The organism is Mesorhizobium sp. M7A.F.Ca.CA.001.04.2.1 (assembly GCF_003998485.1).
Lineage (GTDB): Bacteria > Pseudomonadota > Alphaproteobacteria > Rhizobiales > Rhizobiaceae > Mesorhizobium > Mesorhizobium ciceri.
Genome location: NZ_RZQT01000006.1, coordinates 1 through 25,000 on the forward strand (window position 1 = coordinate 1; position 25,000 = coordinate 25,000).

Annotated in this window: 20 protein-coding genes, 1 tRNA gene and 2 rRNA genes; 7 read left to right on the forward strand and 16 right to left on the reverse strand. The window is 62.8% G+C overall.

The window, feature by feature from the left end; all coding sequences use genetic code 11:
* Both EN955_RS03380 and EN955_RS03385 read right to left on the reverse strand, forming a co-directional pair.
* The coding region (locus tag EN955_RS03380) for a Xaa-Pro peptidase family protein (RefSeq protein ID WP_164769869.1) at window positions 1–1,183 on the reverse strand (1,183 nt) is incomplete at its 3' end.
* Between the two features lie 66 nt (window positions 1,184–1,249).
* Complete coding sequence (locus tag EN955_RS03385) at window positions 1,250–1,471, reverse strand: hypothetical protein (protein WP_127219401.1); 222 nt, start codon at window positions 1,469–1,471, stop codon at window positions 1,250–1,252.
* 90 nt (window positions 1,472–1,561) lie between these two features.
* Between EN955_RS03385 and EN955_RS03390 the strand changes: the two genes are divergently transcribed.
* From EN955_RS03390 to EN955_RS03410, 5 genes are all read left to right on the forward strand, one after another.
* On the forward strand, window positions 1,562–3,172 hold the full coding sequence (locus tag EN955_RS03390; RefSeq protein ID WP_024504440.1) for an ABC transporter substrate-binding protein: 1,611 nt from the start codon (window positions 1,562–1,564) through the stop codon (window positions 3,170–3,172).
* A gap of 258 nt (window positions 3,173–3,430) precedes the next feature.
* The gene (locus tag EN955_RS03395) at window positions 3,431–4,417 is read left to right on the forward strand and encodes an ABC transporter permease (RefSeq protein WP_013529487.1); all 987 of its coding nucleotides are present in this window, start codon (window positions 3,431–3,433) and stop codon (window positions 4,415–4,417) included.
* The gene (locus tag EN955_RS03400) at window positions 4,414–5,244 is read left to right on the forward strand and encodes an ABC transporter permease (RefSeq protein WP_024504441.1); all 831 of its coding nucleotides are present in this window, start codon (window positions 4,414–4,416) and stop codon (window positions 5,242–5,244) included. The genes EN955_RS03395 and EN955_RS03400 overlap by 4 nt, the downstream gene beginning before the upstream one ends.
* A complete protein-coding gene (locus EN955_RS03405) occupies window positions 5,241–6,143 on the forward strand; it encodes an ABC transporter ATP-binding protein (RefSeq protein WP_024504442.1) in 903 nt (300 codons plus the stop codon). The genes EN955_RS03400 and EN955_RS03405 overlap by 4 nt, the downstream gene beginning before the upstream one ends.
* A complete protein-coding gene (locus EN955_RS03410; RefSeq protein ID WP_013529483.1) occupies window positions 6,140–6,940 on the forward strand; it encodes an ATP-binding cassette domain-containing protein in 801 nt (266 codons plus the stop codon). The genes EN955_RS03405 and EN955_RS03410 overlap by 4 nt, the downstream gene beginning before the upstream one ends.
* Window positions 6,941–6,965: 25 nt before the next feature.
* Here EN955_RS03410 and EN955_RS03415 read toward each other — a convergent pair whose 3' ends face one another.
* Window positions 6,966–7,577 (reverse strand): NAD(P)-dependent oxidoreductase, encoded by a 612-nt coding sequence (locus EN955_RS03415; RefSeq protein ID WP_024504443.1) that lies wholly within the window; start codon window positions 7,575–7,577, stop codon window positions 6,966–6,968.
* A 36-nt stretch (window positions 7,578–7,613) separates the two neighbouring features.
* Window positions 7,614–8,252, reverse strand: coding sequence for a DsbA family protein (locus EN955_RS03420; protein WP_024504444.1), 639 nt, complete (start codon window positions 8,250–8,252; stop codon window positions 7,614–7,616).
* A gap of 134 nt (window positions 8,253–8,386) precedes the next feature.
* Here EN955_RS03420 and EN955_RS03425 point away from each other — a divergent pair, with 134 nt between their 5' ends.
* A complete protein-coding gene (locus EN955_RS03425) occupies window positions 8,387–9,304 on the forward strand; it encodes a LysR family transcriptional regulator (protein WP_024504445.1) in 918 nt (305 codons plus the stop codon).
* 12 nt (window positions 9,305–9,316) lie between these two features.
* Here EN955_RS03425 and EN955_RS03430 read toward each other — a convergent pair whose 3' ends face one another.
* From EN955_RS03430 to EN955_RS03470, 9 genes are all read right to left on the reverse strand, one after another.
* Window positions 9,317–10,933, reverse strand: a complete 1,617-nt coding sequence (locus EN955_RS03430) for a GMC family oxidoreductase (RefSeq protein WP_024504446.1) — start codon at window positions 10,931–10,933, stop codon at window positions 9,317–9,319.
* Window positions 10,930–12,444 (reverse strand): FGGY-family carbohydrate kinase, encoded by a 1,515-nt coding sequence (locus EN955_RS03435; RefSeq protein ID WP_024504447.1) that lies wholly within the window; start codon window positions 12,442–12,444, stop codon window positions 10,930–10,932. Before EN955_RS03435 ends, EN955_RS03430 begins: the two co-directional genes overlap by 4 nt.
* 22 nt (window positions 12,445–12,466) lie before the next feature.
* The gene (locus EN955_RS03440) at window positions 12,467–13,285 is read right to left on the reverse strand and encodes an aldolase (protein WP_024504448.1); all 819 of its coding nucleotides are present in this window, start codon (window positions 13,283–13,285) and stop codon (window positions 12,467–12,469) included.
* A gap of 14 nt (window positions 13,286–13,299) precedes the next feature.
* A complete protein-coding gene (locus EN955_RS03445; RefSeq protein WP_024504449.1) occupies window positions 13,300–14,997 on the reverse strand; it encodes a glycerol-3-phosphate dehydrogenase/oxidase in 1,698 nt (565 codons plus the stop codon).
* 21 nt (window positions 14,998–15,018) lie between these two features.
* Window positions 15,019–16,014, reverse strand: coding sequence for an aldo/keto reductase (locus EN955_RS03450; RefSeq protein WP_024504450.1), 996 nt, complete (start codon window positions 16,012–16,014; stop codon window positions 15,019–15,021).
* On the reverse strand, window positions 16,011–16,991 hold the full coding sequence (locus tag EN955_RS03455; RefSeq protein WP_024504451.1) for a sugar-binding transcriptional regulator: 981 nt from the start codon (window positions 16,989–16,991) through the stop codon (window positions 16,011–16,013). The genes EN955_RS03450 and EN955_RS03455 overlap by 4 nt, the downstream gene beginning before the upstream one ends.
* Before the next feature lie 25 nt (window positions 16,992–17,016).
* On the reverse strand, window positions 17,017–17,940 hold the full coding sequence (locus EN955_RS03460; RefSeq protein WP_245265366.1) for an ABC transporter permease: 924 nt from the start codon (window positions 17,938–17,940) through the stop codon (window positions 17,017–17,019).
* A gap of 76 nt (window positions 17,941–18,016) precedes the next feature.
* A complete protein-coding gene (locus EN955_RS03465; RefSeq protein WP_024504453.1) occupies window positions 18,017–19,552 on the reverse strand; it encodes a sugar ABC transporter ATP-binding protein in 1,536 nt (511 codons plus the stop codon).
* A gap of 93 nt (window positions 19,553–19,645) precedes the next feature.
* Window positions 19,646–20,677, reverse strand: coding sequence for a substrate-binding domain-containing protein (locus tag EN955_RS03470; RefSeq protein ID WP_013529471.1), 1,032 nt, complete (start codon window positions 20,675–20,677; stop codon window positions 19,646–19,648).
* A gap of 458 nt (window positions 20,678–21,135) precedes the next feature.
* Here EN955_RS03470 and EN955_RS03475 point away from each other — a divergent pair, with 458 nt between their 5' ends.
* Window positions 21,136–21,354, forward strand: coding sequence for a hypothetical protein (locus EN955_RS03475; RefSeq protein WP_127218731.1), 219 nt, complete (start codon window positions 21,136–21,138; stop codon window positions 21,352–21,354).
* Here EN955_RS03475 and EN955_RS03480 read toward each other — a convergent pair.
* The 3 genes from EN955_RS03480 to EN955_RS03490 all read right to left on the reverse strand — a co-directional run bounded on the left by EN955_RS03480 (window position 21,333) and on the right by EN955_RS03490 (window position 24,769).
* Window positions 21,333–21,409 (reverse strand) — tRNA-Met (locus EN955_RS03480). The genes EN955_RS03475 and EN955_RS03480 overlap by 22 nt on opposite strands.
* 154 nt (window positions 21,410–21,563) lie before the next feature.
* Window positions 21,564–21,678, reverse strand: a 5S ribosomal RNA gene (gene rrf, locus EN955_RS03485).
* 269 nt (window positions 21,679–21,947) lie between these two features.
* Window positions 21,948–24,769, reverse strand: a 23S ribosomal RNA gene (locus EN955_RS03490).
* Window positions 24,770–25,000: the final 231 nt, after the last annotated feature.

Here is a 25,000-nt window from a genome sequence, read left to right on the forward strand (position 1 = left end):
GACAGCCCCTGTTCCACCCCCGGCCCCGATCACCGAACATCACGTATCCGCTCTCCGTCACCGCCAGCGTGTCTTCCAGCTTGATGAAGCCCCGTGTCGGGTGAAGCATGGTCGTCTCCACCGACAGCACCATGTTCTTCTCCAGCGGTTTGGCCGCATAGGTGCCTTCATAGGTCACCGGATGGTTGGTCATCAGGAACGGCGCCTCGTGAGTGATCAGGCCCATGCCATGGGCGAAGAAATCCGTGTAGGGCGCGACCTTCGAAGCCTTCAGCACGCCCTCGGCATGCGAAATCATGTCGCCGCCCAGCGTGCCCGCTTTGACTTTTGAGAAGGCCGCCTGCTGCACCGTCTCGACCTCGGCCAGCAGATCTTCGAGCTCGGCATCCGGTTCGCCGAGAATGCCCATCCGGCAGAGGTCCCCTATATAGCCGTGATAATTGCCGCCGGAATCGATTGACAGCACCTCGCCTTTTTCCCACGCCTGCGGTGAAGCGGCGCGGTTGTGGCTGGCACCCAGCGTCAGCAGGCAATATTCGAAATGGATGCCGCGATTGGTTTCCTCGCGCCGCAGCTGCTCGATGATCTCGCTTTTAGTCGTGCCTTCACGCGCCCAGGCAATGGTCGCCAGCATGGAATCGGTGATCAGTTCGGAGGCCGTGCGCAGCTTCTCCAGCTCCGCATCGGTCTTGATGGCGCGCATGCGCTCCAGCATGTCGGTCGCATCGATCAGCCTGGCATCCGGCAACGCCTTGCGGATTAGCGTATAGGCGTCCGATGGCATGAAGCCAGGCTCGATGCCGATGCGCGCGCCGGCCTTGCCGATCTTCTGCAGGTGCTCGACCGCAAGGTTGGCGGCGTCGAGCGTGCCCCAGCAGGCGGCGTGCAGCGTCGGCGTCCAGAACGGATTGTTCTGGTGCTCGCCGCCCTCCATGCGGTTGCCGATATAGGCAGCATGGTCCGGCCCGCCCTTTTCGTACACGACGATCGGCAGGTACCGGCTGTGGCCGATCGCATCCATGGCGGCAAAGAAGATGAACTTGTAACCGCCCAGCAGATATTGCGTGTTGTGCTTGGAGGTGGCGAGCAGCACATCGATGCCGGCCTCCTCCATCAGCCGGTCGACCCTTGCCTGGTCGAACGGGATATTGCCGACGGCATTCTTGCCCGGAGCAATGTTCATCTCTCTCTCTCTCCCTGAATTGCCTGGGACCGCCGGTCGTTCCGCTCGCGATCCCCTGGCCATGACTCAAATCTGCACCATTTTGCCCGTTCTGGTCCAGCCAGAAATAGGGAAAACAGCACCGTTCGATGTCATCATACCTTTGTCTGTCGCATATCCCATCAATTTGGTCCTACCAGATTGACGTGATAGAAGCGCATATTCCAAACTGGTCCAGCGGACGAAAATTTCAAAGCCAAGCGAGGATGCGCCAATTCCGTCTCTGGCGAAACCCTCGGCAAGGCTCATAATCGCCGCCGCAAGGATGCTGGCGGGCTTGCCGGCGTTCGAGGGGTATTGGCGCGCCCAACCGGGTCGCGGAGAGGACGGAGTTCGATCATGTCAGGTTTCACGATTTCCAGACGCACGATGCTTTCCGGCTCGGCAATGCTGCTGGCCTCCACCGCCATCCCGACACCGGGCTGGGCGCAGACGCCGAAGAAGGGCGGGCGGCTTGTGCTTGCCGCCGATTCCGAACCGCGCAACCTCAACCCGGCGATCGTCGCTTCCAACGGCGTCTTCTTCATCTCCAGCAAGATCGTCGAAACGCTGGCCGAAGCCTCCTACGACGGCAAGGACGGACTCGCGCCAAGGCTGGCGCTGAGCTGGGAGGGTGCCGCCGATGGGCTCTCGGTGACGTTCAAATTGCGCGACGGCGTCAAATGGCATGACGGCAAGCCGTTCACCTCCGCCGACGTCGCCTTCTCGGCGCTGCAAATCTGGAAGCCGCTGCAGAACCTCGGCCGCACCGTGTTCAAGGACCTGGCCAGCGTCGAGACCCCCGACGATCTCACCGCTGTGTTCAAATTCGCCAAGCCGACGCCGTTCCAGTTGATCCGCAACGCGCTGCCGGCGCTGAGCAGCGTGGTGCCGAAGCACATCTACGAGGTCGGCAAGATCAAGGACAACCCGGCCAACAACGCGCCCATCGGCACCGGACCGTTCAAATTCGGCGAGTACAAGGCCGGCCAGTATTACCGGCTGACCAAAAACACCGACTACTGGGGCAAGGATGAGCCCTATCTCGACGAGATCATCTATCAGGTGCTGCCGGATCGCACGTCCGCGGCGAGCGCGCTGGAGGCCGGAGAGATCCAGCTCGCGGCCTTTTCCGCCGTGCCGCTGGCCGACCTCGACCGCATCTCGAAAGTGCCGGGCCTGAAAGTGATCACCAAGGGTTACGAAGGGCTGACCTATCAACTCGTCGTCGAGATCAATCATCGCCGCAAGGAACTGGCCGACGTCAAAGTGCGGCAGGCGATCGCACATGCCATCGACAAGGATTTCGTCGTCAAGACGGTGTTCCTCGGCTATGCCGCGACAGCCACCGGCCCGGTGCCGAAGAACGATCCACAATTCTACACCGCCGATGTGCCGACCTATGCCTTCGACGTCGCCAAGGCCAACGCGCTGCTCGATGAAGCCGGCTACAAGAAAGGCCCGGACGGCAAGCGCTTCACGCTGAAACTGCTGCCTGCGCCCTATTTCAACGAGACAAAACAGTTCGGCGACTATCTGCGCCAGGCGCTCGCCGCCATCGGCATCGACGCTGAGCTGGTCAACAACGACTCGGCCGCGCACATCAAGGCGGTCTACACCGACCACGCCTTCGATCTCGCGGTCGGTCCGCCGGTGTTCCGCGGCGATCCGGCGATCTCGACCACCATCCTGGTGCAGAGCGGCATTCCGGACGGCGTGCCGTTCTCCAACCAGGGCGGCTACAAGAACGATGCGCTCGATGCGCTCATCGCCAAGGCATCGGAGACGCTCGACGCATCAGCCCGCACCGACCTCTACAAGGAATTCCAGAAGGCGGTGGCTGCCGACCTGCCGCTGATCAACGTCGCCGAATGGAGTTTCATCAGCGTCGCGCGAGACACCGTCGGCAACATCGCCAACAACCCGCGCTGGGCGGTGTCGAACTGGGCGGACACGTATTTGGAATCGTGACAGAATTGCGCGGATGAAAATTCGCGAAATCATCGTAGGCTTTGAGTTCTACGAGGCCCCCCTCTGTCCTACCGGACATCTCCCCCTCAAGGGGGGAGATTGGCCGCTTGTCTGTCCCGCGAATTCTTCAACGTTGGAGATTGGCGAAGCCAAAAGAGACAGCCGATCTCCCCCCTTGAGGGGGAGATGTCCGGCAGGACAGAGGAGGGTGCCTAGGCGCGGTCCTAATCAACGTATCGCCAACCCATCGACGCCCCCATGAACCGCGCCCTCACCCTTCTCCGCCGCCGCCTCGTCGGCAGCGTCTTCGTGCTGCTGATCGTCGTCATCGGCACGTTCCTTTTGCTCGAGGCCGCCCCCGGCGATGCGGTCGATGCCTATATCGTCTCGACCGGCGGCGACGCCGGCATGATCGAGCTGTTGCGCCATCGCTGGGGCCTCGACCAGTCGGAGCTGACGCGGCTGGCTAACTATCTCTGGGCGCTGTTGCATCTCGACCTCGGCCAGTCGGTGACCTTCTCCCGACCGATCCGCGATGTGATCCTCGAACGCCTGCCCAACACGCTGCTGTTGATGGTCAGCGCCACCGCGCTCTCCTTCGGGCTCGGCTCGGCACTCGGCATCTATGCCGGCGCGCGGCCCGGGAGTTTGCGCGACCGCTTCCTGTCGATCGGCTCGCTGGCGCTCTATGCCGTGCCGGGTTTCTGGCTCGGACTGGTGCTGATCGTCGTCTTTGCCGTCGACCTGCGCTGGCTGCCGATCGGCGGCATCGAGACCCTGGCTTCCGACAAGACCGGCCTTGACCGCGCAGCCGACATCGCCGTCCATCTTATCCTGCCTGTTTCGGCCCTCGGCTTCATCTACCTGGCGCTTTATCTGCGCATGATGCGCGCCGGCATGGCCGAGGTCTGGCGGCAGGATTTCGTCTTGGCCGCGCGCGCCAAGGGATTATCACGCCGCCGCATCGTGCTCGCCCACGTCGCCCGCAATGCACTGCTGCCGCTGGTCACCATGCTCGGCCTGCAGTCGGCGCAGATGCTCGGCGGCAGTGTCGTCATCGAGAGCGTCTTTTCCGTGCCCGGCCTCGGCCGGCTGGCGCAGGAGGCAGTCGCCTCCCGCGATACGCCGCTTCTGCTCGGCATTATTCTCACCAGCGCCCTCCTGGTCATTGTCATCAACCTTGCCGTCGACATCGCCTATGCCTTCCTCGACCCGCGCGTCGGCGCCAGCGAGGCCGGCGCATGAGTGCCCTCCGCCGCTTTCTGCGCACGCCCGAGGCGGTCGCCGGCGCCATCCTCCTGGCGGCGCTGATCGCCATGGCGCTGTCGGCGTCGCTGCTGTTCCCCGGCGATCCGCAAGCGATTGCCGGGCCGGCGCTGCTGCCGTCGTTCCAGGACTGGTCGCTCCCGCTTGGCACCGATCGGCTTGGCCGCGACGTGCTGGCCGAGCTTTTTCATGGCGCCCGCACATCGCTGGCTGTCGGGATCGCCGCCGCGGCCGCCGCACTTGTCGTCGGGGCAGTGGTCGGCACATTGGCCGGCTTTGCCGGCGGCCTCGTCGACGAGGTGCTGATGCGCATCACCGACGCCTTCCAGACCGTGCCGAGTTTCCTGCTGGCACTGGCCTTCGTCAGCGTCGTCGGACCGTCGCTCGGCATCGTCGTGATCGCCATCGCGCTTGGCACCTGGACCGGACCAGCCCGTGTCGCCCGCGCGGAAGTCCTCTCCATTCGCGAACGCGATTATGTCGCCGGCGCCAGGGTCATCGGCATGCCCCCGCTGGCGATCGCCTTTCGCGAGGTGCTGCCCAATGCCTTGCCGCCGGTGCTGGCGATGTCGTCGGTGATCGTCGCCGCGGCGATCCTCACCGAGGCGGCCTTGTCGTTCCTCGGCCTGGGAGATCCCAACCGGGTCACCTGGGGCGGCATGATTGCTGAAGGCCGCACTGTTTTGCGCACCGCGCCCTTCCTGTCGATCGTCCCGGGCATAGCGCTGGTGCTGACCGTGCTCGGCGTCTATCTCGCCGGCGAAGGCATCGTCGAGACGACGGCGGTCAGGAGAGGCCTGTCGTGACCGCGCTGGCTTCGATCCGCGACCTGACGGTGACCTACCGCCGCGACGGCAACGAGGCGACGGCGCTGAAGGATTTCAGCCTCGACATAGAGGCTGGCGAGCGCTTGGCCATCATCGGCGAAAGCGGTTCGGGCAAGAGCACGCTGGCGCTGGCGATTGCAGGGCTGTTGCCGGCAAGCACCAAGACTGAAGGAAAGATCGATTGGTTCCTACCGTCGGCGTTGGGCGTCAAGGCACCCCCCTCTGTCCTGCCGGACATGTCCGGCAGGACAGAGGGGGGCCTCGTAGAGCACAGACCGCAAAAGCTCTTCACCAGATCAAGTCACCCTCCCCGCGGCGGCCGCGATATCGGCTTCGTCTTCCAGGACCCATCCGCCAGCCTCGACCCCGTAATGCCAATCGGCAAACAAATCGCCGAAGTCGCCCGCACCCATCTCGGCCTCACCTGGTCCCAGTCCTATGCCAGGGCCAAAACCCTGCTCGAACGCGTCCGCCTGCCCGATCCTGACTCGGCCTTGCGCGCCTTCCCGCACCAGCTTTCCGGCGGCCAGAAGCAGCGTGTGGCGATTGCCGCCGCCATTGCGGCCGGTCCGAAATTGCTGATCGCCGACGAAGCGACCAGCGCGCTCGATACCATCGTGCAGGCCGAGATCGTCGCCTTGATCCGACGCCTGGTGACCGAGGACGGCATGACGCTGCTGTTCATCAGCCATGACATCGCGCTGGCGGCCGAGCTTGCCGGGCGCATCGCCGTTTTCCGCCATGGGCAGTTGGTCGAGCTTGGCATGACGGCGCAGATTGTCGGCGCCCCGGCCCAGCCCTATACGCGCGCATTGCTCGATGCCCATATCGGCCTCGACACCAAGCCGCTGCTGAACCGAGCCGGGCTCCACGCATGAGCCTGCTGGCGGTGTCCAATCTCACCAAGCGCTACCGTCGAGGCGACAACACCATCGCTGCAGTCGACGATGTCTCCTTTCACATCGAGCCGGGCGAAACGCTGGCGTTGGCCGGACCCTCCGGCAGCGGCAAATCGACGATCGCGCGGGTGGTGCTGCGATTGATCGAGCCGGACGACGGACGCATCGAGTTCGAAGGCGACGATTTCCTGGCCCTGCGCAGCGCAGCACTGCGTGCCCGCCGCGCGCGCCTGCAAATGGTGTTCCAGGACCCGCTTGCCGCCTTCAACCCGCGCGCCACAGTGGCGCGTGTGCTCGACGATCCCTTGCGCATCCATGGCATCGCTTCCCGCAGCGAGCGCCCGCGCCGCATCGCCGCCTTGCTGGAGCGCGTCGGGCTGACGGCGGACCTCGCCCCGCGTGCCATCCATGAAATCTCAGGCGGCCAGCGGCAGCGCGTCGCCATTGCCCGCGCCATCGCCACGAAGCCGTCGCTGATCGTGCTCGATGAAGCGGTGTCGGCGCTCGACGTTTCCGTGCGCGGGGAGATCCTCGAGCTTTTGCTCGACCTGCAGCGCCAGGAAAAGATCGCCTATCTCTTCATTTCACATGATCTCGGCGTCATCCGGTCGATCGCCCACCGCGTTATCCTTCTCGACGCCGGCCGGGTTGCCGAGAACGGCGATGCCCGAACCGTCATCGACGCACCGCAATCGGCCATTGGAAAGGCGCTGGTGGCGGCAGCACCGAGATTGAACCGGACCCTGATGCGGCTGGCGTCGGCCGGCCTCGATTGAGACCCGGCCGCCACCATCCGTTCGCTCAATAGCCGACGGTGAAGCGCTGCCTGATATGGGCCGGCTTCTCGATCTCGTCGACCATGACGATCGCGTAGTCCTCGAAGGAAATGCTGCTGCCCTCGTCGGAGGCGAGAAGCGTGTCCTTGCCGAGGCGGAATTTGCCGGTGCGCTCGCCAGGCACGAACATGGCGGATGGCGACAGGAACGTCCAATCGAGGTCGTCGACCGTCTTCAATCTGTCCAGGAAGTCGGCGCCCTTCTGCGCTTCTGCCTTGTAGATCGCCGGGAAGTTGGGGCTATCGACCAGCCGCTTGCCGGGCGCGACTTCGAGACTGCCGGCGCCGCCGACGACGAGATAGCGCTTCACGCCGGAGGCGCGCACCGCCTCGATCAGTGCATCGGTATCGCTATCCAGGAAATGCACAGAGCTGATCACAGCGTCATGGCCGCGGATCAGGTCCGCGAGACCTTCTGTGTCGAAGACATCGCCCTTCCTGGCCGTAACGCCCGGAAGCGCGACAATCTTTTCCGGGTTGCGCGCGATGCCCGTGACGGTATGGCCGCCATCGGAGAGTTCCCTGAGAAGGCGCGAACCGACAGCGCCCGATGCACCAATGAGAGCGACTTTTGCCATGTGTGTTTCCTTATGCTTGGGGTCTGGAGGATGGGGTCACGCCGCCGCGATGTGGGCGACGAGATTGTCGAAGCTGCCGAACAGCGCGTTCGAACCGATGAGCCGGGGCGCATCGTTGCGGATGACCGCGAGCGAAGGCACGCCATCGGCATGCAGGCGCTGGAACAGCGCACGGCCACGGCCAACCTGATCGCGGTGAGCCGCCAGCAATGTTTCGGTCGGCGCCTTGAGCATTTCGGCGGCGTCCGCCATGCCGTCGGCGGCGAGCACCTCGGCCACACCGCCGATCGTCACGACATCGCGTCCTTCTACATAGCGCGCATGCTGGATCGTCTTCAGCGCCGCAAACCGGCGGCTAGGGTCCTCCAGGCCAGCGGCAGTGATGCCGAGTGTGGCGGCATGTGAGTCGAGCAGGGTGCCACGGACATTGAGGACATTGTGCCGGTAGGCCGGCGTGAACGATTGTCCGGTCAGGCGCTCGATGCGCTGGTCGTTCGCCCAGGCGTGCGCCGCAAAACCTTCATCCATCGGACGCGCGCCGGCGCCGGAAAACAGGCCGGTCGGCAGCAGCTCGACGCGCACGCCGGCGGCCGACAACCGGCCGAGCATCCGGGTGGCACCATAGCACCAGCCGCAGAGCGGATCGAAAAGATAGGTCACTTCTGAATTGTTCATAATCGCTGCTACCCATGATCCGGCTGCCGGCTTGATCGAATGCCGTTGGCTGATATGTGGCAGGTGGGGGTCTTGCGATAAATGGCACCCAATAATACAAACTGTATGATCTGCTCATACAAATGGCAGCCAGCTTGGCCGAACTTCTGAACCTCAATCGGCTCGCCTACTTCACCACGGTGATGGAAACCGGCTCGTTCACGGCCGCAGCCAACCGGCTTGGCGTCGCCAAGGCCGTGGTCAGCCATCAGATCGGCAAGCTCGAAGAGGAACTGGGCGCAACGCTGCTGCAGCGCACGACCCGGCGTGTCAGGCCGACCGAAGAGGGGCGCCTCTTCTATGACCGCGCGATGATCATCCTGCGGGAAGCGGAGGCCGCCTATGGCGAAATCTCGCGCGGGACCGTCGAACCGAGCGGAACGCTGAGGCTGACGGCGCCGCTCGACTACGGCACCAAGATGGTGGCTCCGGTCATGGCGGCCTATCTCAGAACCTATCCGCAGATGCGCGTCGAGGCGATCTTCGACGACGCCGTCAGCAATCTGGTGGACGAGCAGATCGATCTCGGCATCCGCGTCGGCTGGCTCACCGATTCCTCGAACCAGGCGCGGCGGCTGGGGACGATCCGGCAAATCGTGGTGGCGAGCCCTGGCTTCGCGGCGAGCCTGCCGCCGGACCTGACGCCGCGCCAGGCAAGATCGCTGGCCTGGGTCGGCAACACCCAGTTGCGCGGCATCGGCCAATGGCTGTTTTCCAGGGATGGCGAAACGGTGCTGACCGAGCTCAATCCGGTCCTCATGTGCGACAAGAGCCCCGCCGCCCTTGCTTGCGTGCTCGTCGGCATCGGGCTGGGCGTCTTTCCGGACTACAGCGTCAGCGACGATATCGCCGAGGGGCGGCTGGTGCCGGTATTTGCCGACTGGAGCCTGCCGTCAGGCGGCATCCACGCAGTCTTTCCGCCGGCCCGGTTCCGGCCCGCCAAGGTGCGCACCTTCGTCGATCTGCTCGCGGCGGCCGAGAAGCGGCGATCGCGCGGTGTTGCCACGGCTTGAAGCCGATGGCGGTCAGCGGGCCTCTTGCAGGATCATCTCGGCTGCCTTCTCCGCGATCATGACGACCGGCGAGTTGGTGTTGCCCGAGACGATTGTCGGCATGATCGAGGCATCGACCACGCGCAGCCCGGCAAGCCCGTGAACACGCAGGCCGTCGTCGACCACCGCCATCGTATCCGAACCCATCTTGCAGGTGCCGACGGGGTGGAAGATCGTCGTGCCGATATCGCCGGCCTTGCGGATGAGCTCTTCATCGCTGTCATACTGCGTGCCGGGCAGCATCTCTTCCGGCGCAAAGCGCGCCACCGCCCGAGCCTTCATCAAACTGCGGACATGGCGCAACGACGCGACGGCCACGCTGCGGTCTCCCTCGGTGGAAAGATAGTTCGGCCGGATCTTCGCCGTCTCCCGCGCGTCGGACGAACCCATGTGCACGCTGCCCCGGCTTTCCGGACGCAGATTGCAGACCGAGACGGTGACCGCGGGAAAGCGATGCAGCGGCTCGCCCAGACGGTCGGTGCTCAGCGGCTGCACATGATATTCCAGATCGGGCGTTGCGAGGCGCGGATCGCTCCTGGCGAAGATGCCGAGCTGGCTTGGCGCCATCGACAGCGGCCCGCTGCGCTTGAGCGCGTATTCCAGCCCCATCGACGCACGGCTGACCAGATTGTGGTAACGCTGGTTGAGCGTGGCAGTGTTGGCGACCTTGAAGACGGTGCGGATCTGCAGATGGTCCTGCAGGTTTTCTCCGACGCCTGGCAAAGCATGACGAACATCCACGCCGATGCCCGAGAGCAGGTCGGGGCGCCCCACCCCCGACAGTTCGAGCAGCCTGGGCGAGTTGATGGCGCCGGCCGCAAGGATCGTCTGTCCAGCGCGGACCTGATGCAGGCGGCCGCCTTGGCGGAAAACCAGTCCGGTGACGCGCCGGCCGTCGAATTCGAGCCGTTCGGTTTCCGCGCCGAGCACTACGCGAAGGTTCTTGCGCCCCGCTATACCGCGCAAAAACGCCTTCGATGTGTTCCAGCGGACGCCCTTCCTCTGGTTGACCTCGAAATAGCCCGAGCCTTCATTGGTGCCGGTGTTGAAGTCTTCGGTGCGCGGAATGCCGAGTTCCTCGGCCGCGTCCCGGAAGGCGTCGAGGATCGGCCATGAAAGCCGCTGCCGTTCGACCCGCCACTCGCCGCCGCTGCCGTGCATGGCGCTCTTGCCACCATGGAAGTCTTCCGACTTGAGGAAGTAAGGCAGGACATCGTCCCAGCCCCAGCCGGCATTGCCGGCCTGGCGCCAGCCATCATAGTCGGCAGCCTGGCCGCGCATGTAGATCATGCCGTTGATCGATGAACAGCCGCCGAGCACCTTGCCGCGCGGATAGTTGAGGCTGCGTCCGTTGAGACCGGCTTCCGGCTCGGTCTTCATCATCCAGTCGGTGCGCGGGTTGCCCATGCAGAAGAGATAGCCGATCGGGATATCGACCCAGTGATAGCGGTCGCTGCCGCCGGCCTCGAGCAGCAGCACCTTGTTGCGCGGATCGGCCGAGAGCCGGTTGGCGAGCACGCAGCCGGCGGAGCCGGCACCGACGATGACGTAGTCGTAACTGCCGAACGGAGACGGTGAAGCTTCGGTCACGTGCGCGCCTGCTGTCCGGCGATGCGCTCCCACATCGGGGTCATCGCCTGGTTGATCTCGCCATAGAGTCGATACCGCCGTGCGTATGCGTGAGCAACCGTCTCGTTGGGTACAAAATGTCGGGCGGCCGCTGTCATGGCGGCTGCACCGGCACTGTAGTCCGCGAAAATGCCGACGCCGGTGCCCGCCGCGATCGCCGCTCCCAGCGCGCCGGTTTCGCGGCTGCGCGCCACGGTGACGGGCACGCCGAGCACATCGGCGAAAATCTGCGGCCAGACGCTGCTGCGCGAGCCGCCGCCGGACAGCACCACCTGGTCGAAATCGGCGCCCGCTTTGTGCAAGGTCTCGACATGGCGCTTGTGCTCGAAGGCGACACCCTCGAACAGCGCACGCAGCAGATGGGCTCGGCTGTGCCAGCCGGCGATGCCGTAGAAGCCGGCGCGCGCATGGCCATTCTGCTGCGAGCCATAAAGGAAGGGATGATAGATCGGGATGTCGCTGTTGGGATCAACGGACGCCACCAGTTCGCTGCACAATTCGAATGGCGACTTGCCGGCTTCGCCGCCATGTTCGAGGAATTCGCGAACGATCCATTCGAGATTGGCGGCCGAGGTGGCACTGGATTCGATCGCCAGATAGCGCTGGCGATCGAAAGTCGACAGCATGAAGATCGAAGGGTCGCGGATCGGCTTGTCGGTGATGACCTGGTTGATGCTCCAGGTTCCGGCGATGACCGAGGCGGCACCGGTTCTGGTCACGCCCGAACCGACCGCGCTGGCGACGACATCGAACAGCCCGGCGACGACCGGCGTGCCGGCGCGCAGTCCCGTCAGGGCCGCCACCTCCGCGCTGACATGGCCGGCAATGTCGGCCGATTCCAGCACTGGCGGCAGCAGGTCCATGCAATCGCCGAGCCCATAGGCGGCAAGCAGGTCCGGCTCGTAGCGGCGGTCCTGCATCTGCAGCAGGCCGCAGCCCGACATATCTGAAGTATCGCTGCTGCGCGCACCTGTCAGGCGGTTGACGACGAAATCCTTGCACAAGAACACAGTTCCGATGCTGGCAAACAAAGCCGGCGAAAAGCGCTTGAGCCAGGCAAGCAGGGTCGGCGTCTGCGCCGCCCACGGCCGCTGCAGGCAATGTGCGTAGGTGCGGTCGCCGACATTCTGTTCTGCCCATTCGGCAACGATGTCGACGGCGCGTGTGTCGAGCGACTGGATGCCGATCAATGGCGCGCCCGCACGATCGAGCGCGTAGAGCCCGTTGCCATGGCCGGCGCAGCCGATGGCGACGATCTCGCCGGCGTCGATACCGGCCTCAGCGATGCATTGACCAATGACCGAGACCGCATTGCGCCAGAGTTCGTCGAGGTCGCGTTCGACATGTCCGGGCTTTGGCATGGACGAGCGGCCGTCACGGGCGGCGAATGCCAGTTCGCGGCCCGACAGGTCGAAGAGGATCGCCTTGATGACGGTGTTGCCGGCATCGAGACCGAGGGTATAGCTTGCCATTGGCGCCTCCCGAGGCCGCAGCCTATGCCTGGTTGTACAGATCCCAGGCTGCGCCGCCATCGGCATCGTCGTGAATGATCGCCATCAGCCCGCGCACGACAGCGCTCGGGTTGGCATGCTGGTAGATGTTGCGGCCATAGACCATGCCAAGCGCACCCTGTGCCATCAAGGCGGCCGACTTGTCGAACACGGCACGCAGATCCTCCTTGCCGCCGCCGCGCACCAGCACCGGGCAGCGCGCCGCCTCGACGACGCGGTGGAAGTCGTTGGGATCGGTGGTCGGGTCGGCCTTGACGATATCGGCACCCATCTCGCGGGCAAGCCGGGTCAAGGTGACGATCTTATCGGCGTCGCCGTCAACCATGTAGCCGCCATGCTCGGTGACCGGCAGCATGGCCAGCGGCTCGATCATCAGCGGCAGGCCGTATTTCTCGCAATCGGCGCGCACGCGGGCGATGTTCTGCACGCATTGCCGGAACAGGTCCGGCTCGTCGGGTAGCATGAACAGATTGACCACGACGCAAGCCGCATCCATCTCGATGGCGCCAAGCAAGGGCTCGGCTTCGTTCTGCAGCACCGCCCACATCGCCCGGTGGCGTATCCTGTTATAGGGATTGCCCATGTCGATGCGCATCACCAGCGCCGGCTTGTCCTTGCCAGGCACGGCCTGCAGCAGGTCAGCCTGGCCGTAGTTCATCTGGATGGCGTCGGGGCCGGCCTTGACCAGCTGGTTGACCACGCTGGCCATGTCTTCCAGCCCGGCAAGGAAACTCGGCTCGTTGCAGACGCCATGATCGATGGCGACGTCGAGGCAGCGGCCGCCGCCGAACAGCCGGTTCATACGGACTTTCTTGTTTACGCGCATAGGGCGCTCCTTTGATGTGTCTGGAGGTCGATGCCGTGCCGGTCGGCCAGCAAGGCGAGGAAGGTCGAGCGCTCGGTGGCAGCCTCGCTGGCGCTCCAGTCCTTGTGCGCCGCCAGCATGTCGAGAACGGCGTTGACGAGGTCGAAGCTGAGACCGCCTGAAATGGCGATGGTGGTGCGGCGCAAGAACAGGTCGGCAAGGCACTCGACCTGCTCGCGCTCGATGATGCGCCCTATCTCGCTTGCCGAATAGTCCGACTGCGGCAGCATCTGTTCGCCCGCCGGGTGCGAAACAAAATCCCTGGCCGACGTGCCATAGCGCTGCAGAAGCGTTTGCGCGCGCTCGACCGTCAGGCCATGCTCGGCGGCGAATGATGCGCACCAGGCGTCCGGATCGGCCGGAAAATCACGGCCGCCACCGATGGCCATGTCCTGCGTTCCCTGGCTGCGCGCGAGGCCGAGCCGCTTCAACGCCATGTCGGCGGCCAGCGCTCCAAACGAACGGAAGGTGGTCCACTTGCCGCCGATCATGCACAGTGTCGCCGGCAGATGCCCGCTCGCTTCTACGAACTCGCAAAAATGATCGCGCGGTATGCGGCTGGTAAAACTGTCCTCGCTGGCGGGCAAGGGTCGCACGCCGGCGAAGCGGAACACGATCTGGTTTTCAGCTACTTTGATCGAGGGGAATACAAAGGCGAGCGACTGCAGGATGTAGCGCTGCTCGTCCTCCTCGCAACGGACCTTGTCCGGATCGTCGACCCGGATGTCGGTCGAGCCTATCAGCACCTTGCCGAGATAGGGAAACAGGATGCAGATGCGCCCGTCCTCGTTCTCGTAATAGACCATATGGCCGCCGAGCGCGTCGAACAGTTCTGCGTTGTCGACGATGAGATGCGAGCCCTTGGTGCCGCCCATCATCGTCTGCGCCGCCGCCCCGATGGCCTTGTTGGTCAGGTCGATCCAGCCGCCAGTGGCGTTGATGACCAATTGCGCCCGTACCGGCAGTTGTTCGCCCGTCAGCGTGTCGGTAATGGCGAGGCTATCACCTGTCGACGATACCTGAGCGTAGTTCAAGGCGCGGGCGTTCGCCGCGCTCGCCGTGGCGTCCAGCAGCATCTCCAGGCCGAGGCGTTCGGGCCGGCTCACCCAGGCGTCGTAGTAGGTCGCCGAATTGCGGATCGCCGGATTGATCGCCGGCCATTTTTTCAAGGTTTCGGCGCGGCCCCTGAACCTGTGCGTCGGCATCAAACGCCGTGCGGCGGTGAACAGGTCGTACATGGCAAGGCCGGTCTTGATGACCAGCGCACCACGCCGGCTCGGCCGCCGCGTCAGACCCAGGAAGCGCACCGCACCGTTGGCAAGGCCGGAGAAAATGTCGAAGATCGGCACCGTCGTCGGCAACGGGGCCACATAGTGCGGGGCATTCCTCAGCAGCCGGTCACGTTCGAGCAGCGATTCGCGCACCAGTTTGAATTCGCCGTTTTCGAGGTAGCGCAGGCCGCCATGCACCATGCGTGAAAGGGCGGCACTGGCGCCGCTGCAATAGTCGCCCTTTTCCGCCAGCACGACATGGACGCCTTGCAGCGCCAGTTCGCGAAAGACGCTGATGCCGTTGATGCCGCCACCGATGACGAGCACGACGATATCAGGCCGGTCGCGCAGACCGGCTAACGTATGGCTACGGTTCATCGGGGCTGTTGCCTTTTTTTCTCAGGCATCCATCGCGGTGAGATGCGCGGCTGCCGCGGCGTCGATTGCCGCAAGCTCGCCTGCCGCAAGCGTGATCTCCCCGGCCCGCGCATTGTCGAGCGCCTGTTCGGGATTGCGCGCGCCGCACAGGGCGAAGGTGATGCCCGGCTGGGCGAGCGTCCAGGCGATGACGATCTGCGCGGTCGACGCCTGGTGGCTCTCGGCGATAGGGGCGATGGCCTCCTTCAGCTTTGCCACCTTCTGTCGGTTGGCCGTGGAAAAGCGCGGGTTGTCCTTGCGCTGGTCGTCGCCGCCGAATGTGCGGCCGGGGTCGACCGTGCCGGTGAGCAGCCCCAGCGCCAGCGACGAATAGCTGAGCATGGCGATGTCATGGCGGCGAGTGATCGGCAGCAGGCTGCTCTCGATGTCGCGGTCGATCATCGAATAGCGCTCCTGGATCGCATCGAGCTGGCCGGCATCGATATAGTGGCCGAGATCCTCGGCGCTGATATTGCTGGCGCCGATGGCGCGGATCTTGCCGGCTGCCTTGAGCTTTTCCAATGCCGCCATCGTCTCGGCGATCGGCGTCGTCGGGTCCTGCCAATGGGTGATGTAGAGGTCGATATGATCGGTGCCGAGACGCCGCAGGCTCTGCTCGACCTCATAGGCGATGCCGTCGGCGCCGAGATAGCGATGCACTGGCTTGTCGTCCTGGTCGAAGAAATGCCCGCCCTTGCCCGAATGCCAGTTCAGCCCGCATTTGGTCGCGATCACCACCTTGTCGCGCTTGCCCTTGATGGCGGTGCCGACGATCGCCTCGCTGCGGCCAAGACCGTAGGCCGGCGCTGTGTCGATCAGGTTGAGGCCGGCATCGATCGAGGCTTCGATCGCCCGCACCGACTCCTTTTCGTCGGTGCCGCCCCACATCCATCCGCCAATCGCCCAGGTGCCCAGGCCCACGGCCGACGCCGATATGCCGGACTTGCCGATCTGCCGCTGGATCTGTCGAGAATTCATGCTGCCTCCTGTTCGGCCAGCTCGAGGATCTGGAGCCCCGTGGCCTCGTCCGTGACGATGGTGTCGAGATGATTTCCGCGCATTGCGGCGAGGATCGGCGCGACCTTGCTGGCGCCACTTGCAATGCCGATCGAGCGCGGGATGGTCGCGAACTCGTCAAGCGTCAGCGAGACCAACGAACGGTTGAGCGAGTAGTTGCAAAGCTTGCCCCGGCGATCGATGAGATGGGCGAGCAGCTCGCCTGTTGCCCCGGACTTCTCGATCGCCTGGCGATCGGCATTCGAGGACGGATGCAAATCGTAGTAACTGGAATCGTCGGTCAGGATGGAGCCGACACCCACCACCGCGACATCGGCCTCGCGCGCCTTGCGAAACACGTCTGCGACGGAGCTGATGCCCATCAGCATCTCGCGCTGCTGCGCGGTGTCCGCAAACAACGGCGCATGGATCTGGTAGGCGCGGCCGCCGAGCTTGTCGGCCATCAGCGAGGCGACGTGGTTGACATCGGTGTAGTGCTTGCCCTGCACCAGCCCGGTGGCGGGAATGATTTCGACGTCGTAGCGGCGCCCCGGCTTGAGACCGGCGACCAGCGCGCTGACGCCCTTGCCGCCGGTGATCGAGATGGTGTCGCCGTCCTTGATGGTGTCGAGCAGCAGCCCGGCCGCAGCCTCGCCGACCCGCTGCAGGGCGGTGTGCGGATTTTCGGAGACCGACGGCACCACCATCGCCCGCTCGATGCCGCCCAGCGCCACCAGCCGCGCTTCCAGGTCGACCAGATGGTCGATCGGCGACTTGATCTTGATCTCGACGAGACCAAGCTGGTGACCGCGCTTGATCAGCCGGTTGACGGTCGCGTGCGAGATGCCGAGTTCCCCGGCGATCTCGGCCTGGGTCTTGCCTTCGACATAATGCAGGACAAGCGCCTGGTGCATCTGGCGAACAGCGGCGATGTCGTCGCGGGTGTTGGGAGGGGCCATGGTCTTGTTTCGCCGCCTTTGAGGTTCAGGACTTCTTGCGGTGCAGGAAGTGATCGATCGACACCGCTGCCAGCAGGATGCATCCCTTGATCATGTCCTGCCAATAGACCGAGACATCGAGCAGGATAAGCGAGCTCGTCACCACCGACAGCAGAGCCATGCCGAGGATCGCCCCGAAGATGGTGCCCGAGCCGCCATTCAGCGAGGCGCCGCCGATGACGGCCGCGGCGATGATGTTGAGCTCCATGCCGGCGCCGAAGGTCGGCGTCGCCGCGCCGAAGCGCGCCATGTAGATGACGCCGGCCACTCCGGCGAGGGTCGAGCACAGCACCGTGACCCAGAACTTCACCTGATTGGTCCTGATGCCGGAGAACTGCGCGGCCTTCTCGTTGGAGCCGGTGTAGAAAACCTTGCGGAAGGCCGTGGCGCGGCGCAGCAGGAAGTCGAAGATCGCCACCACGACGACGAAGATCAGGATGACATAGGGGATGTTGTTGAAGCTGCCCTGGCCGATGGCCTTGAAGGCCGGCGGCAGGGTGAACAGCGAAAGCGGCGTGCCCTTGGTGACCACCAGGCACATGCCGCGCACGATGACCATGGCGGCCAGCGACGTGATGAAATGATTGAGCCCTATCACGGTCACGAAGAAGCCCATGGCCGCGCCGATCAGCGCGCTGACGCCGATGCCGATCAGGCTTGCCGTCCAGGGATCGAGCCCGGCGAGGAACAGCGCACCCGAGACCACCATCGAGAAACACACGACCGAGCCGACGGAAAGGTCGATGCCGCCGACGATGAGCAGGACGGTCATGCCGACGACGACGATGCCTTCGATGGAGAAGCTCATCAGCATGGCGCGGAAATTGCCCCATGTCAGGAAGTGCGGCGAGGCGAAGCTCATGGCGATGCACAGCGCCAGGATGATGACGATCAGCCCGGCCTCGCGCATCGAGGCGAGGTGAGCGAAGTTGATGCGCCGCCCGGCGGACTTGATCTCGGCGTGCACGAGCGCTTCTCCTGATTCCCTAGGCGACATTCTGGGCCTGCCTTTGAATTGAACTGTCCTGGACGCCCGAGGCGAGCATGATGATGGCTTCCTCGCCGAGCTCGCTGGCGGCGAGTTCGCCGGCGATCCTGCCTTCGCGCACCACAAGAACGCGGTCGCACAAGCCAATCAGCTCCGGCAGTTCGGACGAGATGATGATGACGCCGACACCGCTGCCGGCTAGCTGGCGCAGCAGCCGGTGAATCTCGACCTTGGCGCCGACATCGATCCCGCGCGTCGGCTCGTCCATGATGATGACCTTGGGACTGACGGACAGCTGCTTGGCGATGGCAACCTTCTGCTGGTTGCCACCGCTCAGCGTCGACACAGTGGCCTCGATGCCGGCCATGCGCACGCCGAGCCTGCCGGTCAGCTCCCGCGCCTGACGATCCTCGGCCTTGCGGTCGAGCAGGCCGAGGCGCCCGGTGAGCCGGCCGAGGTCGAGCGCCGATATGTTCGCCGCGATCGGCAGATCGAGGAACACGCCGGAGCCTTTGCGATCCTCAGAGAGATAGACCAGCCCCGCCTTGACCGCATCGCCATAACTGCGCAGCCGCAGCTGCTTTCCGTCGAGCGCGACGGTTCCAGAGGTCATTGGCCTGAGGCCGCAGACCGTCTGTGCGATCTCGCTGCGGCCGGCGCCGATCAGGCCGCCTATGCCCAGAATTTCGCCAGCGCGAAGCTGCAGATCGACGTCGGCGAAGCGGCGCCCATCGGAAAGCCCCTCGACCGACAAGAGCAGGCGCCCAGGCTCTTGCGGCGCCATCTTGTCGGGATAGAGCTGGGTGATTTCGCGGCCGACCATCTTGCGCACGACATCGTCGGGTGAAACGGCGGCTATCGCATCGGTCGCCACGTAGCGGCCGTCGCGGAAGACGGTGACGCGGTCGCAGAGCGAGAAGATCTCGGCCATGCGGTGGCTGATATAGACCACCGAAATGCCACGTTCCCTAAGCCCGCGCACGATCGAGAACAGGCGTTGCGCTTCGCTTTCGGTGAGTGCGGCGGTCGGCTCGTCGAGCATCAGCACCTTGCAGTCGAGCGTCAGCGCCTTGGCGATCTCGACGAGCTGCTGGTTGGAAATGGAGAGGTCGGCGACCCTGGTGTGCACCGGAATGGGCGCGAGCAGGTCCATGACCTTCTGGGCGTCAGCGTAGAGCTTCTGGAAATTCATCAGCGGTGCGCGCCGGCTGTTGATCGCGGCCATGTAGATGTTTTCGGCAACGGTGGCGTCCTGGCACAGCGCGATCTCCTGGTGGACAAGCGCGATGCCGAGACGTTGGGCGGCCGCGGGCGAGTGGATCGAAACACGCTCGCCATCGATCAGGATGTCGCCCTCGTCGGGCTGCAATACACCGGCGATCATGTTCATCAGCGTCGACTTGCCGGCGCCGTTCTCGCCGCACAGCGCATGGATTTCGCCGCGCCGCAGCTCGAACCGCACGTCGTTCAGTGCCTTGACCGGGCCGAACGCCTTGGACAGACCGCGGATTTCAAGAATGGGCGACTGGGTCACGCCATGCTCCTGCGATGCTTGCGGGGGAGGAAGGAGGCCGAAGCCTCCTTCCCGGTTGGTCCGGCCTTGTGGAGGCCGGGGCGGCGATCGAGACTATTCCTCGATGCCCTTGGTGCCGCGACGCTTGAGGTACTTGTCCCAGTAGAAGTCGTCCGCATTGTCCTTGGAGACGATGGAGAAGCCATTGTCGACGAAGGGCACGCTCATCGGGTTGAAACCCGAACGCTTGGCGTCGTTCATCGGATCGATCAGGCCGGGATGCTTGGCCATCCACAACAGCATGAAGCCCATATAGCCCTGCATGCCCTGGTTGGGATTGACCGAGCCGAAGATCTCGCCGGCCTTGATCATGTCGAGGATCTTGGCGTTGACGTCGGCGAGCATGACGCGGATCTTGCCGCCGCCTTCCTTGGCGGCCTGGGCAGCACCGATGGCCGAGTTGGCCTCCGGCATGAACACGGCGCCGAGGTCCGGATGCGCCTGGGCCAGGCTCAAAACCGCCTGATAGGCCTTGGTCGGATCCTGGTTCGAAGCGGCGCGGCCGACGAGCTTCATGTCGGGCCATTTGGCTTCCATGCGGGCAACGAAGGCGTTGACGCGCTTGTCGTGGTTGTCCTGGCCGGGATTCTCCAGCACCGCATATTCGCCCTTGCCATCCATCGCCTTGGCAACGGCGTCGGCGGCATAGGTGCCTTCGGCATTGTTGTCGGAGGTGATGTAGGAGACGCGCTTGGAATTCGGCGAGTCGGCGGCGAAGGTCACCACCGCGGTGCCCTGCTCGATGGCGCGGTTGATCGGCTCGATGAACGGATCGGAGTTCATCGGGTGTACCAGTATGCCGGCCGGCTTCTGCGCCAGTGCCTGGTCGAAGGTGGCGATCTGCTTGTTGACGTCGTATTCCGGCGTACCCGTATAGGCGGTCTCGCAGCCGAACTGCTGGCCGGCCTGCTTGAACATTTCATAGACCGGGAACCAGTATTCGACGCCCGAGACCATCACGTTCATGACGTATTTTTCACCCGGCTCGCATTTGAACGGGTTAGGGGTTTCGGCGCGTACCTGCATCGACCCAAAGCAGGTCGATGCAGCCGCCGCGATTGCGAGCGTGCTCAGAAATTTGCGCAAGTTTCCTCCCTTGGCCGAAGCCATCCTCAATGACCGTTGCAGGCACTCAGTGAGCGCTGCCGTATGGATTTGATGATGCCGACCTTCCTCCGAAAGCCGACGATCGGGACATTACAGTCCGGGCGCGCATTGTCAATATAATTCACATAGTGAAATATATTTCAGACCCTACTTCAAGGGGATTCCTACGCTCCGGTCGACGAGGCTGGGCGCGGCCGCCAAGATGCCGTACGGGCTGGGCAAGGCCTTACCGGCCTTTGGCCGCGAAACCGGAGAGGGTGGTGGAGTATCCGCACGGGGGCTCGCATGGTACCCTCCCGCCGGCCGCGTCTTTATCGCCTGAAGCCCCCGATCCTGTCTTTGATAGATCTGTTCCGGGCGCAGCGTGACGCTCTCCATATGTCCGCTTGTCCCGCAGCTTCGGCTTCGCTTTCGGGGGCCTGAGCCTGGGCAGATCGATGGCCACCCCAGCCGCATATCAAAACGGCGCGCGGGCATTTGTGGCTGGCGGGCTGTTTTTGATGTTGGTTTTGGGGAGAGGATTTGTTTTCTGTCTGGCGGCTTGGCTTGGCTGGTTGCGGGCGCCTGATGACAGGCCGGCAGCACAGCACAGCACAAAACAAAAAGCCCGCACGATGGCGGGCTTTTTTGAATTTGGTTGCGGGGACAGGATTTGAACCTGTGACCTTCAGGTTATGAGCCTGACGAGCTACCGGGCTGCTCCACCCCGCGTCAATTTTTGTGTAAGCCGAGGCCTACAGATAGGTATATGGCTGACCAAATGAAAGGGCCGCTTACGCGGCCCGTGATCCCTTGGCGGGCCATTTCATAAAGAGAAGATTTCTCTCCATCCGATTTGGATGTGAGATCAACGTGCGTTTGGCAGACCTGGCAGCGACCTACTCTCCCGCGTCTTGAGACGAAGTACCATCAGCGCTGGAGCGTTTCACGGCCGAGTTCGGAATGGGATCGGGTGCAGCCGCTCCGCCATAACCACCAGGTCGGCAAAACGCACGTTGTTCGAGAAGCTTTTGAGCGAAGGGCACAAAGAGACATCGGCAGCGGAGCTGTCGGGTGCCTCTCGGGGCTGTTCGCTGGTCTTTGTGTGCCTTTACGGTTCTTGGTCTGGCGCCTTTCGAAGCGAAGCTTCGCAAGGTCGACCGACCGTCGGCGCTGATGCGCCGCACCCACGTAGCGCCGCCCGCAGGGCGGAACAAGCGTGAGTGAGAACAGACCATCTGACTTTGTCAGATGGGCATAAGGAATGAGAACGATCAAGCCGATCGAACTATTAGTACCGGTAAGCTTCAAGCGTTGCCGCTCTTCCACACCCGGCCTATCAACGTGGTCGTCTTCCACGGTTCTCAGGGAATACTCGTTTTAAGGTGGGTTTCCCGCTTAGATGCCTTCAGCGGTTATCCCGTCCGGATATAGCTACCCTGCTATGCGGCTGGCGCCACAACAGGTCCACCAGAGATCCGTCCATCCCGGTCCTCTCGTACTAGGGACAGATCCTTTCAATATTCCTACACCCACGGCAGATAGGGACCGAACTGTCTCACGACGTTCTGAACCCAACTCACGTACCGCTTTAAATGGCGAACAGCCATACCCTTGGGACCTGCTCCAGCCCCAGGATGCGATGAGTCGACATCGAGGTGCCAAACAACCCCGTCGATATGGACTCTTGGGGGTCATCAGCCTGTTATCCCCGGCGTACCTTTTATCCGTTGAGCGATGGCCCTTCCACGCGGGACCACCGGATCACTATGACCGACTTTCGTCTCTGCTCGACTTGTCAGTCTCGCAGTCAGGCAGGCTTATGCCATTGCACTCAGCGAACGATTTCCGACCGTTCTGAGCCCACCATCGCGCGCCTCCGTTACTCTTTAGGAGGCGACCGCCCCAGTCAAACTACCCACCATACATTGTCCCGGACCCGGATAACGGGCCGCGGTTAGACATCCATAGTAATAAGGGTGGTATTTCAAGGGTGGCTCCACCTGAGCTGGCGCCCAGGCTTCAAAGCCTACCACCTATCCTACACATGCCACTACGAATGCCAATGTAAAGCTATAGTAAAGGTGCACGGGGTCTTTCCGTCTAACCGCAGGAACCCCGCATCTTCACGGGGAATTCAATTTCACTGAGTCTATGCTGGAGACAGCGGGGAAGTCGTTACGCCATTCGTGCAGGTCGGAACTTACCCGACAAGGAATTTCGCTACCTTAGGACCGTTATAGTTACGGCCGCCGTTTACTGGGGCTTCGATTCAGAGCTTGCACCCCTCCTCTTAACCTTCCAGCACCGGGCAGGCGTCAGACCCTATACGTCGTCTTGCGACTTCGCAGAGCCCTGTGTTTTTGATAAACAGTCGCTACCCCCTGGTCTGTGCCACCCTCCTCCACTTGCGTAGAAAAGGGTCACGCTTCTTCCGAAGTTACGCGTGCAATTTGCCGAGTTCCTTCAGCATAGTTCTCTCAAGCGCCTTGGTATACTCTACCAGACCACCAGTGTCGGTTTCGGGTACGGTTTATAAGGAGGAGCTATTTCCTGGAACCACGCAGCAGCCCGTTCAATCCGATAAGATTGGACTACCTCAATGATCCGTCACTACCTCCAAGCCCACGAATATTAACGTGGTTCCCATCGACTACGCGTTTCCGCCTCGTCTTAGGGGCCGGCTAACCCTGCTCAGATTAGCTTTAAGCAGGAACCCTTGGTCTTTCGGCGGGGGAGTCTCTCACTCCCCTTACGTTACTCATGTCAGCATTCGCACTTCTGATACCTCCACCACCCCTCACGGGTATGGCTTCATCAGCTTACAGAACGCTCCGCTACCGCTTGGCCCTTGCGGACCAAACCCTAAGCTTCGGTGTATGGCTTTAGCCCCGTTACATTTTCGGCGCAAAGACCCTTATTTAGACCAGTGAGCTGTTACGCTTTCTTTAAATGATGGCTGCTTCTAAGCCAACATCCTGGTTGTTTTGGGATCCTCACATCCTTTCCCACTTAGCCATAACTTGGGGACCTTAGCTGTAGGTCAGGGTTGTTTCCCTTTTCACGACGGACGTTAGCACCCGCCGTGTGTCTGCCGACTAGTACTCCCAGGTATTCGGAGTTTGGTTAGGTTTGGTAATCCGGTGAGGACCCCTAGCCCATCCAGTGCTCTACCCCCTGGGGTATTCGGTCGACGCTCTACCTAAATAGATTTCGCGGAGAACCAGCTATTTCCGAGTTTGATTGGCCTTTCACCCCTAGCCACAAGTCATCCCGAACTATTGCAACAGTTATGGGTTCGGTCCTCCAGTAAGTGTTACCTTACCTTCAACCTGCTCATGGCTAGATCACTCGGTTTCGGGTCTAATGCGACGAACTGAACGCCCTGTTCAGACTCGCTTTCGCTGCGCCTACACCTAGCGGTTTAAGCTTGCTCGTCACACTAAGTCGCTGACCCATTATACAAAAGGTACGTGGTCACCCAGGACGAACCTTGGGCTTCCACTGTTTGTAGGCAATCGGTTTCAGGTACTCTTTCACTCCCCTTGTCGGGGTGCTTTTCACCTTTCCCTCACGGTACTAGTTCGCTATCGGTCATGCACGAGTACTTAGGCTTGGAGGGTGGTCCCCCCAATTTCAGACAGGATTTCACGTGTCCCGCCTTACTCGAGGACGATTGATTGCATTACGCGTACGGGGCTGTCACCCACTATGGCCCTACTTTCCAGAAGGTTCCGCTTGTCTCTCAATCGCCACTGGCCTGGTCCGGGTTCGCTCGCCACTACTTCCGGAGTCTCGGTTGATGTCCTTTCCTACGGGTACTTAGATGTTTCAGTTCCCCGCGTTCGCCACTTTACCCCTATGTATTCAGGGTAAGTTACCTATTATCGATACTTGGAAACCACAGCAGCAATCCGGCCTTGCGACCTTCTGGCTGCTCTGATTTTCCAAGTACCTTAGGTGGGTTTCCCCATTCGGAAATCTACGGATCAAAGGGTATTCGCACCTCCCCGTAGCTTATCGCAGCGTATCACGTCCTTCATCGCCTGTGCATGCCAAGGCATCCACCAATTGCCCTTAAGACACTTGATCGTTCTCATTGCCAATGCCCACCCGCGCAATCCCGAAGGGATTGTCGCTTCAGCCTTCCCCTTGCGAGGTTAGCGTCCGCGCAATCTCGGAGAGATTGTCGCCTGAAGCAGATCCTGTGCGGGATCAAACTTCGATGTCATTGGCACAAAAAGACCAGCTTCTCGAGATCGGTTCGAGGGTGCGGTTAGGCAAGCCCATCATATGCGGGAGATTGAGCGTCTCCCGCGACAA

Coding starts and splice junctions, on each gene's coding strand:
- EN955_RS03450 (WP_024504450.1), bottom strand. CDS start 16,014: ATGAATTCTCGACAGATCCAGCGGCAGATCGGCAAGTCCGGCATATCG.
- EN955_RS03475 (WP_127218731.1), top strand. CDS start 21,136: ATGGCCACCCCAGCCGCATATCAAAACGGCGCGCGGGCATTTGTGGCT.
- EN955_RS03385 (WP_127219401.1), bottom strand. CDS start 1,471: ATGAGCCTTGCCGAGGGTTTCGCCAGAGACGGAATTGGCGCATCCTCG.
- EN955_RS03395 (WP_013529487.1), top strand. CDS start 3,431: ATGAACCGCGCCCTCACCCTTCTCCGCCGCCGCCTCGTCGGCAGCGTC.
- EN955_RS03420 (WP_024504444.1), bottom strand. CDS start 8,252: ATGAACAATTCAGAAGTGACCTATCTTTTCGATCCGCTCTGCGGCTGG.
- EN955_RS03400 (WP_024504441.1), top strand. CDS start 4,414: ATGAGTGCCCTCCGCCGCTTTCTGCGCACGCCCGAGGCGGTCGCCGGC.
- EN955_RS03445 (WP_024504449.1), bottom strand. CDS start 14,997: ATGAACCGTAGCCATACGTTAGCCGGTCTGCGCGACCGGCCTGATATC.
- EN955_RS03460 (WP_245265366.1), bottom strand. CDS start 17,940: ATGCGCGAGGCCGGGCTGATCGTCATCATCCTGGCGCTGTGCATCGCC.
- EN955_RS03415 (WP_024504443.1), bottom strand. CDS start 7,577: ATGGCAAAAGTCGCTCTCATTGGTGCATCGGGCGCTGTCGGTTCGCGC.
- EN955_RS03440 (WP_024504448.1), bottom strand. CDS start 13,285: ATGAACCGGCTGTTCGGCGGCGGCCGCTGCCTCGACGTCGCCATCGAT.
- EN955_RS03390 (WP_024504440.1), top strand. CDS start 1,562: ATGTCAGGTTTCACGATTTCCAGACGCACGATGCTTTCCGGCTCGGCA.
- EN955_RS03435 (WP_024504447.1), bottom strand. CDS start 12,444: ATGGCAAGCTATACCCTCGGTCTCGATGCCGGCAACACCGTCATCAAG.
- EN955_RS03455 (WP_024504451.1), bottom strand. CDS start 16,991: ATGGCCCCTCCCAACACCCGCGACGACATCGCCGCTGTTCGCCAGATG.
- EN955_RS03410 (WP_013529483.1), top strand. CDS start 6,140: ATGAGCCTGCTGGCGGTGTCCAATCTCACCAAGCGCTACCGTCGAGGC.